Source organism: Bacillus mexicanus (assembly GCF_050445615.1).
In the GTDB taxonomy this organism is placed as follows: domain Bacteria; phylum Bacillota; class Bacilli; order Bacillales; family Bacillaceae; genus Bacillus; species Bacillus mexicanus.
The window spans coordinates 1-15,777 of the sequence record NZ_JBCEYV010000008.1 but is presented as its reverse complement, the minus strand read 5'-3'; the positions used below and the strand labels follow the sequence as shown (position 1 = coordinate 15,777).

Sequence of the window (15,777 nt, the reverse complement as noted above, 5' to 3'; positions counted from 1 at the left end):
GCGATAGCGAAGAGGTCACACCCGTTCCCATGCCGAACACGGAAGTTAAGCTCTTCAGCGCCGATGGTAGTCGGGGGTCTCCCCCTGTGAGAGTAGGACGCCGCCAAGCAAGGTAAAACCCAGCTCATTGAGCTGGGTTTTTTGTTTGTGAAAAATGAAGCAGAAATTGCAAAGCGTATTTCGGAAATTTGTTTTCTGTTACTAATAAAAACTGCTGAATTAGTACGTAATCATTACTTATATGCTGGGTTAACAACTCATACCACCATTCTGTCTCATATCTCGCAATCATCCCTATATTGTACAAAATCAGATAATGAATTGCCATTTCAGGAAGTCTGAGAAATTGCTCCCTTTGAGAGGGGAGGTAATATTGGTTTTCATCCATATTATATAACAAACTAATGGATGTCCATGGGTTCATGTCTCGCGGTAAAATGTCAAACAGCAGCCTTTGATCACTTTTCGTTGCAAAGGACCATTGAAAATGATGGTTCATATATTCGGCGAATCTGGCGTCAGACATTTTATATGTGATGATTACATCCTCTGGTACAAAAACCCTGTTCTTCTCCTTTTCGACTTTTGTTATAAAACGCTCTTTCTGTTGAAAATGGAAAGTATCACTTAGTTCTGGAATCGCCATTAATAATTTTTTCATGGTGTATCGTTCATCAACTATATCCGGTTGGCCAAATAAGTGCTTCATGAAATGGACGCATAAGCCATTCCGTTGTATTTTTACTTCATCATCGTTAAAGCAATAATTCTGTTTCTTCCGCTTTCTTGTTGTTACTCCATGTGCCAGTACTGAAGTATGGCTTGGATAATGAGGATCTTGTGTTACGAGACATGCTTTGATAAGCTGAGCCATACCATAAAATAAAAGAATCGGTTTGATTTCCATAGGAGAATATGAAGCATGTTTATAAAATGATTCAGCATGCTTTAAGAAATAAATAAAACGTTCACTGTTTTTAAATGAATTCTTTTTCGCATCGTCAATGCCGTTTAAAGTATAGGCTCTCTCTAGAAATTTCTGGGTTGATTCAACGGAGTAAAATAGTGCTAAGTCCTTCCACTGATGATTTTTCATTTATATTTCATATCCCTTTCCATTATCTAAATATTTCAACTCTTTATCGCTTCCTTGACATGCTCTTGGCTAGTTGATAATCTACATATAATATTTTGCCGAAAAGAGGGGGATTTACTAATGTGGGAAAGTAAATTTTCAAAGGAAGGCTTGACGTTCGACGATGTGCTGCTTGTTCCAGCCAAGTCAGAGGTACTTCCGCGTGATGTGGATTTATCTGTAGAACTTACAAAAACGTTAAAGCTGAATATTCCTGTCATCAGCGCAGGTATGGACACTGTAACAGAATCAGCAATGGCAATTGCAATGGCAAGACAGGGCGGCTTGGGCATCATTCACAAAAATATGTCCATTGAACAGCAGGCTGAGCAAGTTGATAAAGTAAAGCGTTCTGAACGCGGCGTTATCACAAATCCCTTCTTTTTAACTCCTGATCACCAAGTATTTGATGCGGAGCACTTGATGGGGAAATACAGAATTTCCGGTGTTCCGATTGTAAATAACGAAGAAGACCAAAAGCTTGTCGGTATTATTACAAATCGCGATCTTCGTTTTATTTCTGACTACTCAATGAAAATTAGTGATGTTATGACGAAAGAAGAGCTCGTCACTGCTTCTGTAGGAACGACTCTTGATGAAGCTGAAAAGATTTTGCAGAAACATAAAATTGAAAAGCTTCCTCTCGTTGATGATACAAATAAATTAAAAGGTCTTATCACAATCAAAGATATTGAAAAGGTCATTGAGTTTCCGAACTCATCTAAAGATATTCACGGCCGTTTGATCGTCGGCGCGGCAGTCGGCGTAACTGGCGATACAATGACTCGTGTCAAAAAGCTTGTAGAAGCCAATGTCGATGTTATTGTTATTGATACAGCTCACGGACATTCTCAAGGTGTATTAAACACAGTAACAAAAATCCGTGAAACATATCCTGAATTAAATATTATTGCTGGAAACGTGGCAACAGCTGAAGCGACAAGAGCGCTAATTGAAGCTGGAGCAGATGTCGTTAAAGTTGGAATCGGACCTGGTTCAATTTGTACAACACGTGTAGTAGCAGGTGTCGGTGTTCCGCAAATTACAGCAATTTATGATTGCGCGACTGAAGCAAGAAAACTCGGCAAAACAATCATTGCCGACGGAGGAATTAAATTCTCTGGCGATATTACGAAAGCATTGGCAGCCGGCGGACATGCTGTTATGCTCGGAAGCTTGCTGGCAGGCACATCAGAAAGCCCTGGGGAAACTGAAATTTACCAAGGCAGAAGATTTAAAGTATACCGCGGCATGGGATCAGTGTCAGCAATGGAAAAAGGAAGTAAAGACCGTTACTTCCAAGAAGAAAACAAAAAATTCGTCCCTGAAGGAATTGAAGGACGCACACCTTATAAAGGACCAGTTGAAGAAACAGTTTATCAGCTAGTTGGCGGTATTCGTTCTGGTATGGGATATTGCGGATCTAAAGATCTTCTCGCTTTAAGAGAAGAAGCTCAGTTCATTCGCATGACTGGCGCAGGCCTTCGAGAAAGCCATCCGCATGATGTTCAGATTACAAAAGAATCTCCGAACTATACAATTTCATAATAAATTGTTACAAATAAAAAATTAGGCAGGGTTACTGACTCTGTCTATTTTTTTTATGTTGATTATGATAAAATTTATACTGTTGCGTACTAAAAATGTCCTTAACGGCTTAATTATAGATGAAGAAAATGAAATACGGAGGTCGTACGATTGAACATCATGAAATGTAAACAGCTATTGATGTCATTGGTTGTGCTAACACTAGCTGTCACTTGCCTGGCTCCAATGTCAAAAGCGAAGGCAGCCAACGATCCAATTGATATCAATGCTTCTGCTGCTATTATGATCGAAGCTTCTTCAGGTAAAATTCTGTACAGTAAAAATGCGGATAAGAGACTGCCAATTGCCAGTATGACAAAAATGATGACAGAGTATCTGTTATTAGAAGCAATTGATCAAGGCAAAGTGAAATGGGATCAAACCTATACGCCTGATGATTATGTGTATGAAATTTCCCAAGATAACAGCTTGTCAAACGTTCCTCTTCGGAAAGACGGGAAATATACAGTAAAAGAACTATATCAAGCAACTGCTATTTATTCTGCAAATGCCGCTGCTATAGCAATTTCAGAAATTCTTGCAGGTAGTGAAACTAAATTTGTTGAAAAAATGAATGCAAAAGCAAAAGAATTGGGCTTAACAGATTACAAATTTGTTAACGCAACAGGTCTTGAAAACAAAGATCTTCATGGGAAGCAGCCAGAAGGAACAAGTGCAGATGAAGAAAGTGAAGTTTCTGCTAAAGACATGGCAATTCTTGCAGATCACTTGATTACTGACTATCCTGAAATGCTGAAGACTTCCAGTATCGCAAAAACGAAGTTCAGAAAAGGCACTGATGATGAAATGGACATGCCGAACTGGAACTTCATGCTGAAAGGGCTCGTCAGCGAGTATAAAAATGCAACTGTAGACGGGTTGAAAACAGGTTCTACTGACTCTGCAGGTTCTTGTTTCACAGGTACTGCCGAGAAAAACGGAATGCGTGTTATCACTGTTGTGCTGAATGCAAAGGGCAACCTTCACACAGGCCGTTTTGATGAAACGAAAAAAATGTTCGATTACGCTTTCAACAATTTCTCCATGAAAGAAATTTATGCTGAAGGCGATCAAGTAAAAGGACATAAAACGATTTCAGTTGATAAGGGCAAAGAGAAAGAGGTCGATGTTGTAACAAAGAAGGCGTTCTCTCTACCTGTCAAAAATGGTGAAGAAAAGAATTACAAAGCAAAAGTTACATTAAAAAAAGACACCTTGACCGCTCCTGTGAAAAAAGGAACGAAGGTTGGGAAGCTGACTGCGGAATATACAGGTGATGAAAAAGACTACGGATTTCTTAACAGTAATCTTGCTGGTGTAGACCTTGTTACAAAAGAAAATGTAGAAAAAGCAAACTGGTTTGTTCTGACAATGCGCAGTATCGGCGGATTTTTTGCCGGGATTTGGGGAAGTATTGTTGATACGGTAACCGGCTGGTTTTAATTAAATGAAAGAGCTCTAATATATGTTAGGGCTCTTTCGCTTAATATACTGAAAAAAGCCAATTTTTAAGAAAAAATGATTTTCAAAGCGCTGAAAACCGAATAAAATAGTATATATCCATATGAATTATTGGATTACTAGGATACAATAAGGAATAGATATCATACAATTATACCTTGATTAGGGGGACCAAGAAATGGCTCAAACAGGTACTGAACGTGTAAAACGCGGAATGGCAGAAATGCAAAAAGGCGGCGTCATCATGGACGTCATCAATGCGGAACAAGCAAAAATTGCTGAAGAGGCTGGAGCTGTAGCTGTAATGGCGCTAGAGCGTGTACCAGCTGATATTCGCGCGGCTGGAGGAGTTGCCCGTATGGCTGACCCTACAATCGTGGAAGAAGTAATGAATGCAGTATCTATCCCTGTAATGGCAAAAGCGCGTATTGGACATATAGTTGAAGCGCGCGTGCTTGAAGCTATGGGTGTTGACTATATCGATGAAAGTGAAGTTCTGACTCCTGCTGACGAAGAATTTCATTTAAATAAAAATGATTACACGGTTCCTTTCGTTTGCGGCTGCCGTGACCTTGGTGAAGCGACTCGCCGTATTGCTGAAGGCGCTTCTATGCTTCGTACAAAAGGTGAGCCGGGAACAGGAAATATTGTTGAAGCTGTTCGCCATATGCGCAAAGTAAACGCTCAAGTGCGCAAAGTAGTTGCGATGAGTGACGATGAACTCATGACAGAGGCGAAAAACTTGGGTGCTCCTTATGAGCTTCTTGTACAAATTAAAAAAGACGGCAAGCTTCCTGTTGTAAACTTTGCCGCTGGCGGTGTAGCCACTCCAGCTGATGCTGCTCTCATGATGCAGCTTGGCGCTGACGGAGTATTTGTTGGTTCCGGTATTTTTAAGTCGGACAACCCTGCTAAGTTTGCGAAAGCAATTGTTGAAGCAACAACTCACTACACTGATTACAAATTGATCGCTGAGCTTTCAAAAGAGCTTGGTACTGCAATGAAAGGGATTGAAATCTCAAATTTACTTCCAGAACAGCGTATGCAAGAACGCGGCTGGTAAGAATATAGGAGCGCTGCTGATATGTTAACAATAGGAGTATTGGGACTTCAAGGAGCAGTTAGAGAGCATATTCGTGCAATTGAAGCATGCGGCGCGGCTGGTCTTGTCGTTAAACGCCCGGAGCAGCTAAACGAAATCGATGGATTGATTTTACCAGGCGGTGAAAGCACAACAATGCGCCGTTTGATTGACACATATCAATTTATGGAGCCGCTTCGTGAATTTGCTGCTCAGGAAAAACCGATGTTCGGGACATGCGCCGGATTAATTATATTAGCAAAAGAAATTGCTGGTTCAGATAATCCTCATTTAGGTCTGCTGAATGTGATTGTGGAACGTAATTCGTTTGGCCGGCAGGTTGACAGCTTTGAAGCTGATTTAACAATTAAAGGCCTGGATGAGCCTTTTACAGGGGTGTTCATCAGAGCGCCGCATATTTTAGAAGCTGGTGAAAATGTTGAAGTTCTTTCAGAGCATAATGGGCGTATAGTAGCTGCGAAACAGGGACCATTTCTGGGCTGCTCATTTCATCCGGAACTGACAGAAGATCACCGAGTGACACAGCTATTTGTTCAAATGGTTGAGGAATACAAGCAGAAAACACTTGTATAAAACAGTTGAAAGCTGTTGAAACTTATAGTACATTATAAGCACAAATAAAGATCGAAAAGCGTTGATAGGAACTAGTAAGAAGCCTCTCTTTCTAAGAGAGCCGATGGTTGGTGCGAATCGGTGAAAGATGTTGTCTGAATCCATCCTTGAGCGAAATGCTGAAATAATAAGTAGGCATTTACGGGATAACCGTTATGTGTGAAAGTGGAAAATGAGTCTTTGGCTTGTTTTCAATCAGGGTGGCAACGCGAGAGCTCTCGTCCCTTTAGGGGGATGAGGGCTCTTTTTATTTTCGATAAATTCAATAAAGGGAGTGTTTCGTATGCTTGATACGAAAATGCTAAGAGCAAATTTTCAAGAAATAAAGGCGAAGCTTGTGCACAAAGGCGAAGACTTAACTGATTTTGATAAGTTTGAGACGCTGGATGATAAACGAAGAGAGCTTATCGGCAAGGTTGAAGAGTTAAAAGGAAAACGAAACGAAGTATCTCAGCAGGTTGCTGTGCTGAAACGAGAGAAAAAAGACGCGGATCACATCATTAAAAAAATGCGTGAAGTCGGCGAGGAAATTAAAAAACTTGATGAAGAATTAAGAACAGTTGAATCTGAGCTTGATGCTATTCTTCTTTCAATCCCAAACATTCCGCATGAATCTGTTCCTGTCGGAAAAACAGAAGATGACAACATTGAAGTGCGTAAATGGGGTGAAAAGCCTCCATTTGCTTACGAGCCAAAGCCACACTGGGATATTGCAGATGAGCTGGGTATTCTAGATTTTGAACGGGCTGCAAAAGTAACAGGGAGCCGTTTCGTATTCTATAAAGGTCTAGGTGCCCGTCTGGAGCGTGCGCTTTATAACTTTATGCTGGATTTGCATGTGGATGAGTACAACTATACAGAAGTGATTCCGCCTTATATGGTAAACCGTGCAAGCATGACGGGAACGGGGCAGCTTCCTAAATTTGAAGAGGATGCGTTTAAAATCAGGGAAGAAGATTATTTCTTAATCCCAACTGCAGAAGTTCCGATTACAAACATGCACCGTGATGAAATTCTTTCAGGTGACAGCCTGCCGATAAATTATGCGGCATTCAGTGCCTGCTTCCGTTCTGAAGCTGGTTCTGCAGGGCGCGATACACGCGGTTTAATTCGTCAGCACCAATTTAATAAGGTTGAGCTTGTGAAGTTTGTGAAGCCTGAAGATTCTTATGAAGAATTAGAGAAGCTGACAAACCAAGCGGAACGAGTCCTACAGCTGCTTGAGCTTCCATACCGTGTCATGAGCATGTGTACGGGTGATCTAGGCTTTACGGCTGCGAAAAAATACGATATCGAAGTGTGGATTCCTAGCCAAGACACATATCGTGAAATCTCTTCTTGCAGCAACTTTGAAGCATTCCAAGCAAGACGTGCGAACATTCGTTTCAGACGTGAAGCGAAAGGCAAACCTGAGCATGTACACACACTGAACGGTTCAGGTCTCGCTGTTGGAAGAACAGTAGCCGCTATCTTAGAAAACTACCAGCAGGAAGACGGAAGCGTTGTAATTCCGAAAGTACTTCGCCCTTATATGGGGAATAGAGAAGTTATTAAGCCGTAAGACTGTGAAAAAGGTGTGCCTTACAGGGCGCACCTTTTTGCCTTTGTAAACAGGATATTTTTATTAAATCAAAAGTTTTTCTAAAAAATGCTTGACCATATAAAAACATTCATGATATAGTAAGACTTGTCGATACGGAGGAATACCCAAGTCCGGCTGAAGGGATCGGTCTTGAAAACCGACAGGGGTGTCAAAGCCCGCGGGGGTTCGAATCCCTCTTCCTCCGCCATATTGATTTTAATTCTAATGAAATACAAGCATATATTGGAGATTGTTTTGTCCGTTGCATTCGATGCAACGGATTTTTTTATTATTATGAAAAAGTGAATCTCAGTTGAGATTCACTTTTTTTGATTTTCGTAAATAATTGAAGCGATTTGATCTACGATATTTTCAATTGAACTTTCGTCATTCAATAGATCATAATCCTCAATACGAAGCTTTAAAACAGGGCAGGCGTTAAAACCGCTTATCCAGTTTTCATAGCGTGTATGCATTTCTTCCCAATAAGACCGGTTCGTCTGAAGCTCCATTTCACGGCCGCGTTCTTCTATCCGGTTTAAAATGTTCTCCAGATCTCCTTCTAGATAAATCAATACATCAGGGTGTGGGAAGTACGGTGTCATGACCATTGCTTCGAAAAGACTAGTGTACGTTTTATAATCAATCTTTGACATTGTCCCTTTGTCAGCATGCATTTTTGCGAAAATTCCTGTGTCTTCATAAATAGAACGATCCTGTACAAATCCTCCGCCAGCTTCAAAGATCGTTTTCTGTTCCTTGAATCGTTCAGCTAAGAAATAGATTTGCAGATGAAAGCTCCAACGTTCAAAATCATGATAGAACTTTTCTAAGTACGGATTATGATCGACTTCCTCCAGAGAGGTTTTAAATCCAAGCCGTTTAGCTAAAGCTCTTGTTAACGTTGATTTTCCGACACCTACTGTTCCTGCTACTGTGATAATTGAATTGTTAGGGATATGATGTTCCTTCATACGATAAGCTCCTTTACATGGGCGGCAATGCGTTCAAAGTCGCTCTTATTCAAAACGAAATCCTTTGAATCACCATCTATTGTTAGCACTGTAAGTTCAGGATTTGCTTCCTGCAACTGTTTGATGGCGACTTCATAATCTGCGATCAGCTGTTCCAAATAGCTTGTTTCAATTTTTTTCTCAAAGGGGCGTCCGCGTTTTTCAATACGGTGTAACAATGTGGGCAGACTGGCCTTTATGTAAATAATGAAATTAGGCTTTAGCAGGTCATCTGTCAGAAGGTGATAAATCTTTTTATATTTTTCCAGCTGCTGCTGAGACAGGGTGCGTTCCGCAAAAATCACATTTTTATAAATGTGATAATCAGCTATCACAGGCTGTCCCTTTTTTAAAAAGTGATCACTTGTATCTTCAAGCTGTTTGTATCTGTGACAAAGAAAAAACATTTCAAGCTGGAAGCTCCATTCCTCTATATTGTCATAAAACTTATCAAGGTACGGGTTATCCTCAACAATCTCATTGATCATAGGGAATCCAAATTCTTGTGAAAGCATCGTCGCGAGGGTTGTTTTTCCTGCCCCGATAGGACCTTCTATTGCAATAAAAGGGGCTGTATTCATCGGAATCCTCCTTATTTCTAAAAAAACGTTCGTCAGTAACCGACCCTCATATTGTATCACAACCCTCGGGTGCCCCCATGAAAAAAGACGTTTCCAAATTATCGAAACGTCTTTTTAACAACATTAAATTGATCGGACAGCAGCAGCCAGTTTTGCGGGAAGGAAAGGCCGAGCTTCCAATAGCTGATGCCTCTTAAATTCAGCTCTTTAATCAGGTTGAATTTCGCTTGGATCGAGCGGGCATCTTCAAACCATACCTCATGCCTTCTGTTTTCTGCATCAGTATAGCGGAAGAAAGGGGCTTGAGCGGTTTGGTCATACTGAATTTCTGCATTGTTTTGATTGGCAATGACAATCGCTTGCTGAGGGCTTATGGCTTTTGCCGGTGTTCCCCCTGCCGTGTATGGCAACGTCCAATCATACCCATATAAATTCTGGCCCATGACAATTTTATTTGCAGGCATTTCGGTCAATGCATATTCGATGACATCACGAACAGGCCCGATTGGTGAAACGGCTTGAGCAGGTCCGCCGCTATAGCCCCATTCATATGTCATGAGAACAACAAAGTCGACAATTTGGCCATGGGCTTTGTAATCATGGGCTGCATACCATCTGCCCTGCTGTGTTGCGCTTGTTTTAGGAGCAAGTGCCGTTGATATTTCTAAACCTTCTCGGTGGAAACGATCCCTTGCTTCACGAAGAAATTGATTATAGGCTTCTCTATCCTCAGGCCGTAAATATTCGAAATCAAAATGAATATCATAGAAACCATATCTTTTGGCATTCTCAACGATTTCATTTAAAAGTCTTCTTTTTACAGTATCGTTGTTTAAAAGGATTTGACCCAGCTCATCGCTGAATGCTTGGTTTTCTAAATTCGTGATTATCATCATTAATGACGTGTTTTGATTCTCTGCGATGCTTCTTAAATTTGTTAAAGGCGGTGCGGCCAAGGTTCCGTCCCGCTGTGCTTGGAAACTGAATGCGCCAAGGTATGTTAGATAGGGTGAGGCTTCTCTGGCCGCCTGCTGCAGATTTTCGCTGACTTGGTTTCCGCGAGGCTCCAAATATGCGTTTGATTCGATATTGCGTTTGGGAACCGGAGGGATGTATAAACGGAAGCCAATCTGCAATACGGTATTTAACTGAATTCTGTTAACTCTGGCAAGCTCGGCTGCTGTTGTATTGAACCGCCGTGCAATGGATGTCAGGGTGTCACCTTGTCGAACATCATAGAACTGGCCGGCTATTGGAATGACAATGGTTTGTCCGACGACAAGGCTGCCGGGATTGGGTATTTCATTCGTTTCTGTGATTTCACTTACAGTCGATCTGTATTGTGAAGCGATAGCAGAAAGAGTGTCGCCTTGTTTCACCACGTAAATTTGAATGAAAAACGCCTCCTTTCATATCGCTATCAATGTATGAAAGAAAAGCGCCAATCATGTTTATTTTTCTGTAATTTGTTTCTCTGTTGTAATATCCGCAAAAAGAACATCGTCCATCATGGTTAAGGCAAAGTCATTGTCTTCCTCACGATTTGAGGCGATGCAATCCTTAGGAATCGTAATGCTGTATTCTCTCATGTAAGCGTCGTTAGCGGTAAACAGCACGCAGATGTTACCGGCTATACCTGTTAAGATGATATGCTTCACCTGCAATTCGGTAAGGAGAGTATGAAGTGCTGTTTCATAAAAGGCAGAATGCTTCGGTTTGATGAGAAAATAATCAGCATCTTCCGGAGCTATTTGCTTGATGATCTCCTTACTTTTGTCATTCGTGCATTCTTGCTGAATATTTTCAATATCAGCTTGCCACAGTCCGTAATGATCATTAACGTAAATAATCGGCCAGTCATTTTGTCTCGCGTGCTCTTTTAATGATAAAATGTGAGGAACGATTTTTTCTGTTTTTTTAGCGAGGCTTTCCCCCATATCAAATTCAAAATTATTGATCATGTCTACAATGAGAAGAGCTGTATTTGTTTTGGGCAATTGACAATCCCCTTTCCGTTTCAGTTATAGTTAATATGTAGCCTTTTTAGGCCATGAAAAAACTTTGAAAAGAGAGCTTATTCCTATGAATCAAGATGAACTTTATATGAAAGAAGCAATGAAAGAAGCGAAAAAAGCCGAAGAGAAAGGCGAAGTGCCAATTGGTGCTGTGCTTGTTATTAACGATGAAATCATAGCGCGTGCGCATAATTTAAGAGAGACAGAACAGCGGTCGATCGCTCATGCGGAAATGCTTGTGATTGATGAAGCGTGTAAAGCACTCGGAACTTGGCGGCTGGAGGGTGCTGCTCTTTATGTGACACTTGAGCCTTGTCCAATGTGTGCTGGCGCCGTCGTGCTTTCGCGGGTGGATAAAGTGGTTTTTGGTGCATTTGATCCTAAAGGCGGCTGTTCAGGCACGCTCATGAATCTTTTGCAGGAGGAGCGCTTTAATCATCAGGCTGAAGTGGTGAGCGGAGTGCTTGAGGAGGAATGCGGAGAAATGCTCAGTTCATTTTTTAGAGAACTGCGAAAAAGGAAGAAAGCATTCAGGAAAAACTTGTCTTGAGTCGTCCGGTTGCAATTTTCAGGGGGAAACGATATACTTATGTATGTGTCACAATAGATGCGATATAAAATTTGATAATTTATTTTGCCGTGCTAAGCGGGGAGGTAGCGGTGCCCTGTACCTGCAATCCGCTCCAGCAGGGCTGAATCCCTTCTCGAGGTTCGTTTACTTTAAGGTCTGCCTTAAGTAAGTGGTGTTGACGTTTGGGTCCTGCGCAATGGGAATTCACGAACCATGTCAGGTCCGGAAGGAAGCAGCATTAAGTGAAACCTCTCATGTGCCGCAGGGTTGCCTGGGCCGAGCTAACTGCTTAAGTAACGCTTAGGGTAGCGAATCGACAGAAGGTGCACGGTAAATCAATCATCAAATTTTCAAACTCACCTATCATTAGGTGAGTTTTTTGTTATGTTAAAAAGAGCTTTTGGAATCGAAACAAGGTTCATGTATAATGGGAATGATGAATAACGGAGGAGGGCAAACCCGTGAGTTACCAAGCTTTATATCGAGTATTTAGGCCTCAGCGCTTTGAAGATGTGGTTGGACAAGAACACATTACAAAAACGCTGCAAAATGCCCTTTTGCAAAAAAAGTTTTCTCACGCCTATCTGTTTTCCGGGCCAAGAGGAACGGGAAAAACCAGTGCAGCCAAAATATTTGCCAAGGCTGTCAACTGTGAACATGCCCCTGTTGATGAGCCATGCAATGAATGTGCGGCCTGTAAAGGGATAACAAACGGGTCGATATCCGATGTTATAGAGATTGACGCCGCTTCAAACAACGGAGTCGATGAAATTCGTGACATACGTGATAAAGTGAAGTTTGCCCCGTCGGCTGTCACATATAAGGTATATATCATAGATGAGGTACATATGCTTTCTATCGGCGCCTTTAATGCATTGCTAAAAACATTAGAAGAGCCGCCTGAGCATTGTATTTTCATTTTAGCAACAACTGAACCGCACAAAATTCCTTTAACTATTATCTCCAGATGTCAGCGTTTTGATTTTAAACGAATTACATCCCAAGCGATTGTCGGACGCATGAGTAAAATTGTTGAAGCCGAACAGCTGCAAGTGGAAGAAGGATCGCTTGATATCATTGCGAGTGCTGCAGACGGCGGTATGAGGGATGCCCTCAGCCTCCTCGATCAGGCTGTGTCTTTCAGCGGCGATGTCCTGAAAGTTGAGGATGCGCTTTTGATTACGGGAGCGGTTTCTCAATTATATATAGGGAAGCTGGCACAATCTCTGTATGATAAAAATGTTTCTGATGCGCTGGAAACATTAAATGAACTGCTTCAGCAAGGGAAAGATCCAGCGAAGCTGATAGAGGATATGATTTTCTATTTTAGGGACATGCTGCTGTACAAAACAGCCCCTGGTTTAGAAGGAGTGCTTGAAAAGGTAAAAGTTGATGAAACGTTCCGTGGGCTCAGTGAACAAATTCCGGCGCAGGCCCTATATGAAATGATTGATATTCTGAACAAGAGCCATCAGGAAATGAAATGGACTAATCACCCCCGTATCTTTTTTGAAGTGGCGGTGGTGAAGATTTGCCAAGCGTCTCATCAATCAACTGCCGAGTTGCCGGAAGTCGATATGCTGATGAAAAAAATTCAGCAGCTAGAGCAGGAAGTGGAGCGGCTCAAAACAATAGGCGTTAAAGCGGCGGTAGAAAGTCCGAAAAAAGAAACGCCGCGTGCGCCAAAGGGCGGAAAATCAAATTACAAAGCGCCGGTAGGCAGAATTCATGAAATTTTGAAGGAAGCTACGAGACCGGATCTAGATCAGCTCAGAAATAGCTGGGGTAAGCTTCTTGCCCATCTCAAACAGCAAAACAAAGTATCGCATGCTGCTTTGCTGAATGACAGTGAACCTGTAGCTGCTGCATCAGCGGCTTTTGTTCTAAAATTCAAATATGAAATTCATTGTAAAATGGTCGCAGAGGATAATAACGGAGTCCGTACTAATCTTGAGCAGATTTTAGAATCAATGCTCGGAAAAAGAATGGATTTGATTGGCGTTCCAGAAGAACAATGGGGTAAAATAAGAGAAGAATTTTTAGTAGATCATCAGCAGGAAGATGAAGGATCAAATGAACCGGCTGAAGAAGACCCGCTGATTGCCGAGGCGAAAAAGCTTGTCGGAGCGGATTTAATTGAAATAAAAGACTAACAAAATGAAAGAGAGTGAATGTTATGCGTGGCGGAATGGGAAATATGCAAAAAATGATGAAACAAATGCAAAAGATGCAAAAGGACATGGCAAAGGCTCAAGAAGAGCTTGCAGAACAGGTTGTTGAAGGAACTGCAGGCGGCGGTATGGTTACAGTAAAAGCAAACGGCCAAAAAGAAATCCTGGATGTCATCATCAAAGAAGAAGTCGTTGACCCAGAGGATATCGACATGCTTCAAGACTTAGTGCTTGCTGCAACAAATGAAGCTTTGAAAAAAGTTGAAGAGATCACAAACGAAACAATGGGCCAATTTACTAAAGGAATGAACATGCCAGGTTTGTTCTAGGGGGATAAAAGAACATGCAATATCCTGAACCAATATCAAAGCTGATTGACAGCTTTATGAAATTGCCAGGGATCGGACCGAAAACAGCGGTTCGTCTGGCTTTTTTTGTTCTAGGTATGAAAGAAGATGTGGTATTAGATTTTGCGAAAGCGTTAGTAAATGCGAAACGCAATCTGACATATTGTTCAGTTTGCGGACATATTACAGATCAAGATCCTTGCTATATATGTGAAGATACACGCAGGGATAAGTCTGTTATCTGTGTTGTACAAGACCCTAAGGATGTTATCGCTATGGAGAAAATGAAAGAATACAACGGACAGTATCACGTTCTTCACGGCGCCATTTCTCCAATGGATGGCATCGGACCGGAGGATATTAAAATACCAGAATTGTTGAAACGATTACAGGATGATCAAGTGACAGAAGTGATTCTCGCGACAAACCCTAATATAGAAGGGGAAGCAACGGCGATGTATATATCAAGGCTCCTGAAGCCGTCTGGTATTAAACTCTCCCGTATTGCCCACGGCCTGCCCGTCGGAGGCGATTTGGAATATGCGGATGAGGTCACTCTTTCTAAAGCACTTGAAGGAAGACGTGAATTGTAAGGAGGAAAAAGCGATCCATGGGTTTTCTTCGCAAGAAAACATTGAGAAGAGAGTTTGATGAAAAACTAATCGACCAGCTTTTTAAGCAAAAGGAAGAATGGAACAGGCAGAAAAAGCTGATCGAAAAAAGTCTAGAACCGTCTGCTGAAGTATTATACGAACTAAAAGTAGCTGAAGCGAAATATTTTTTTTGCTTGAGGGAAGCAAAGCAGCGAAATTTAAAAATCAGCCGGTGGAAGTGAGTGGTCTAAACTCCTGGATCTTCTCATAAGCTTGTACAAGAACAAGCAGAGGAGATGAGAAGATTCATGGAGCCTATTTTTATTATAGGGATTATTTTAGGACTGGTAATTCTTCTTTTTTTATCGGGTTCAGCTACGAAGCCGTTTAAGTGGATTGGTATCACAGCTGTTAAATTTGTGGCGGGCGCTTTACTGCTCGTTTGTGTAAATATGTTTGGCGGCAGTCTTGGCATTCATGTGCCGATTAACTTTATCACGACTGCTATTAGTGGGATTTTAGGAGTGCCGGGCATAGCGGCGTTAGTCGTCATTAAGCAATTTATTATTTAAATGTAATATATGTTGACTTTAATAATCGAAGGTGTTATTCTAATATACGTCGCTGATGACGAATCACTTTTTAAAAGAAATTATTTTTAAAAAGTTATTGACGAAGGCGGCGTGAAATGTTATACTTATAAAGTCGCTTAAAGAGCGATAAACAAAGTTCTTTGAAAACTAAACAAGACAAAACGCACCTGTTAATTCAGTTTTAAACAAATCGCACAGCGATGTGCGTAGTCAGTCAAACTAGACCTGCACGATGCAGGTCACACAGGCGTCGCCGTATGATGCGGTGGACTTAACCTGTGATCCACTTATCGGAGAGTTTGATCCTGGCTCAGGACGAACGCTGGCGGCGTGCCTAATACATGCAAGTCGAGCGGACAGATGGGAGCTTGCTCCCTGATGTTAGCGGCGGACGGGTGAGTAACACGTGGGTAA

General features: G+C 41.6%; 16 protein-coding genes, 1 tRNA gene, 2 rRNA genes, 1 other RNA gene and 1 other annotated feature. Of the genes, 15 read left to right on the top strand and 5 right to left on the bottom strand.

Annotated features, from left to right (window positions below; translation table 11 throughout):
* Positions 1 to 109, top strand: a 5S ribosomal RNA gene (gene rrf, locus AAGG74_RS23340); the annotation flags it as partial.
* Between the two features lie 15 nt (positions 110 to 124).
* Here the strand turns inward: rrf and AAGG74_RS23335 are convergent.
* Positions 125 to 1,096 carry a YaaC family protein gene (locus tag AAGG74_RS23335; RefSeq protein ID WP_429677376.1) on the bottom strand — a complete coding sequence of 324 codons (972 nt, stop codon included), beginning with the start codon at positions 1,094 to 1,096 and terminating at the stop codon, positions 125 to 127.
* A gap of 120 nt (positions 1,097 to 1,216) precedes the next feature.
* Between AAGG74_RS23335 and guaB the strand changes: the two genes are divergently transcribed.
* The 6 genes from guaB to AAGG74_RS23305 all read left to right on the top strand — a co-directional run bounded on the left by guaB (position 1,217) and on the right by AAGG74_RS23305 (position 7,687).
* Entirely contained in the window at positions 1,217 to 2,683 is a 1,467-nt protein-coding gene (guaB, locus tag AAGG74_RS23330) for an IMP dehydrogenase (protein ID WP_162104361.1), read from the top strand.
* A gap of 150 nt (positions 2,684 to 2,833) precedes the next feature.
* Positions 2,834 to 4,165 (top strand): D-alanyl-D-alanine carboxypeptidase, encoded by a 1,332-nt coding sequence (dacA, locus tag AAGG74_RS23325; protein WP_429677374.1) that lies wholly within the window; start codon positions 2,834 to 2,836, stop codon positions 4,163 to 4,165.
* Positions 4,166 to 4,361: 196 nt separating this feature from the next.
* Positions 4,362 to 5,246 (top strand): pyridoxal 5'-phosphate synthase lyase subunit PdxS, encoded by an 885-nt coding sequence (gene pdxS / locus AAGG74_RS23320; protein ID WP_162104359.1) that lies wholly within the window; start codon positions 4,362 to 4,364, stop codon positions 5,244 to 5,246.
* Positions 5,247 to 5,267: 21 nt separating this feature from the next.
* Positions 5,268 to 5,858 carry a pyridoxal 5'-phosphate synthase glutaminase subunit PdxT gene (gene pdxT / locus AAGG74_RS23315; RefSeq protein ID WP_225493448.1) on the top strand — a complete coding sequence of 197 codons (591 nt, stop codon included), beginning with the start codon at positions 5,268 to 5,270 and terminating at the stop codon, positions 5,856 to 5,858.
* A gap of 52 nt (positions 5,859 to 5,910) precedes the next feature.
* Positions 5,911 to 6,126 (top strand) — a binding site (T-box leader).
* Positions 6,127 to 6,180: 54 nt separating this feature from the next.
* The gene (gene serS, locus AAGG74_RS23310; protein WP_162104357.1) at positions 6,181 to 7,458 is read left to right on the top strand and encodes a serine--tRNA ligase; all 1,278 of its coding nucleotides are present in this window, start codon (positions 6,181 to 6,183) and stop codon (positions 7,456 to 7,458) included.
* A 136-nt stretch (positions 7,459 to 7,594) separates the two neighbouring features.
* Positions 7,595 to 7,687 (top strand) — tRNA-Ser (locus AAGG74_RS23305).
* A 112-nt stretch (positions 7,688 to 7,799) separates the two neighbouring features.
* Here the strand turns inward: AAGG74_RS23305 and dck are convergent.
* From dck to AAGG74_RS23285, 4 genes are all read right to left on the bottom strand, one after another.
* Positions 7,800 to 8,453, bottom strand: coding sequence for a deoxyadenosine/deoxycytidine kinase (dck, locus tag AAGG74_RS23300; protein WP_162104356.1), 654 nt, complete (start codon positions 8,451 to 8,453; stop codon positions 7,800 to 7,802).
* Entirely contained in the window at positions 8,450 to 9,073 is a 624-nt protein-coding gene (dgk, locus tag AAGG74_RS23295; protein WP_429677371.1) for a deoxyguanosine kinase, read from the bottom strand. Before dgk ends, dck begins: the two co-directional genes overlap by 4 nt.
* 98 nt (positions 9,074 to 9,171) lie before the next feature.
* Positions 9,172 to 10,455: a glycoside hydrolase family 18 protein gene (locus AAGG74_RS23290; RefSeq protein WP_162104354.1), complete on the bottom strand. Its 1,284-nt coding sequence runs from the start codon at positions 10,453 to 10,455 to the stop codon at positions 9,172 to 9,174.
* Positions 10,456 to 10,524: 69 nt separating this feature from the next.
* Entirely contained in the window at positions 10,525 to 11,070 is a 546-nt protein-coding gene (locus AAGG74_RS23285) for a cysteine hydrolase family protein (RefSeq protein WP_162104353.1), read from the bottom strand.
* Between the two features lie 85 nt (positions 11,071 to 11,155).
* Here AAGG74_RS23285 and tadA point away from each other — a divergent pair, with 85 nt between their 5' ends.
* The 8 genes from tadA to AAGG74_RS23245 all read left to right on the top strand — a co-directional run.
* On the top strand, positions 11,156 to 11,638 hold the full coding sequence (gene tadA / locus AAGG74_RS23280; protein WP_225493447.1) for a tRNA adenosine(34) deaminase TadA: 483 nt from the start codon (positions 11,156 to 11,158) through the stop codon (positions 11,636 to 11,638).
* Between the two features lie 87 nt (positions 11,639 to 11,725).
* Positions 11,726 to 11,990: signal recognition particle sRNA large type (gene ffs / locus AAGG74_RS23275), an RNA gene on the top strand.
* 130 nt (positions 11,991 to 12,120) lie between these two features.
* Positions 12,121 to 13,812 carry a DNA polymerase III subunit gamma/tau gene (gene dnaX, locus AAGG74_RS23270; RefSeq protein WP_162104351.1) on the top strand — a complete coding sequence of 564 codons (1,692 nt, stop codon included), beginning with the start codon at positions 12,121 to 12,123 and terminating at the stop codon, positions 13,810 to 13,812.
* Positions 13,813 to 13,835: 23 nt separating this feature from the next.
* Positions 13,836 to 14,159 (top strand): YbaB/EbfC family nucleoid-associated protein, encoded by a 324-nt coding sequence (locus AAGG74_RS23265; RefSeq protein ID WP_162104350.1) that lies wholly within the window; start codon positions 13,836 to 13,838, stop codon positions 14,157 to 14,159.
* 14 nt (positions 14,160 to 14,173) lie between these two features.
* Complete coding sequence (gene recR, locus AAGG74_RS23260; RefSeq protein ID WP_003225425.1) at positions 14,174 to 14,770, top strand: recombination protein RecR; 597 nt, start codon at positions 14,174 to 14,176, stop codon at positions 14,768 to 14,770.
* A gap of 17 nt (positions 14,771 to 14,787) precedes the next feature.
* Positions 14,788 to 15,012: a YaaL family protein gene (locus AAGG74_RS23255; protein ID WP_162104349.1), complete on the top strand. Its 225-nt coding sequence runs from the start codon at positions 14,788 to 14,790 to the stop codon at positions 15,010 to 15,012.
* A 66-nt stretch (positions 15,013 to 15,078) separates the two neighbouring features.
* The gene (gene bofA, locus AAGG74_RS23250) at positions 15,079 to 15,342 is read left to right on the top strand and encodes a sigma-K factor-processing regulator BofA (protein WP_162104348.1); all 264 of its coding nucleotides are present in this window, start codon (positions 15,079 to 15,081) and stop codon (positions 15,340 to 15,342) included.
* 308 nt (positions 15,343 to 15,650) lie between these two features.
* Positions 15,651 to 15,777, top strand: a 16S ribosomal RNA gene (locus AAGG74_RS23245); the annotation flags it as partial.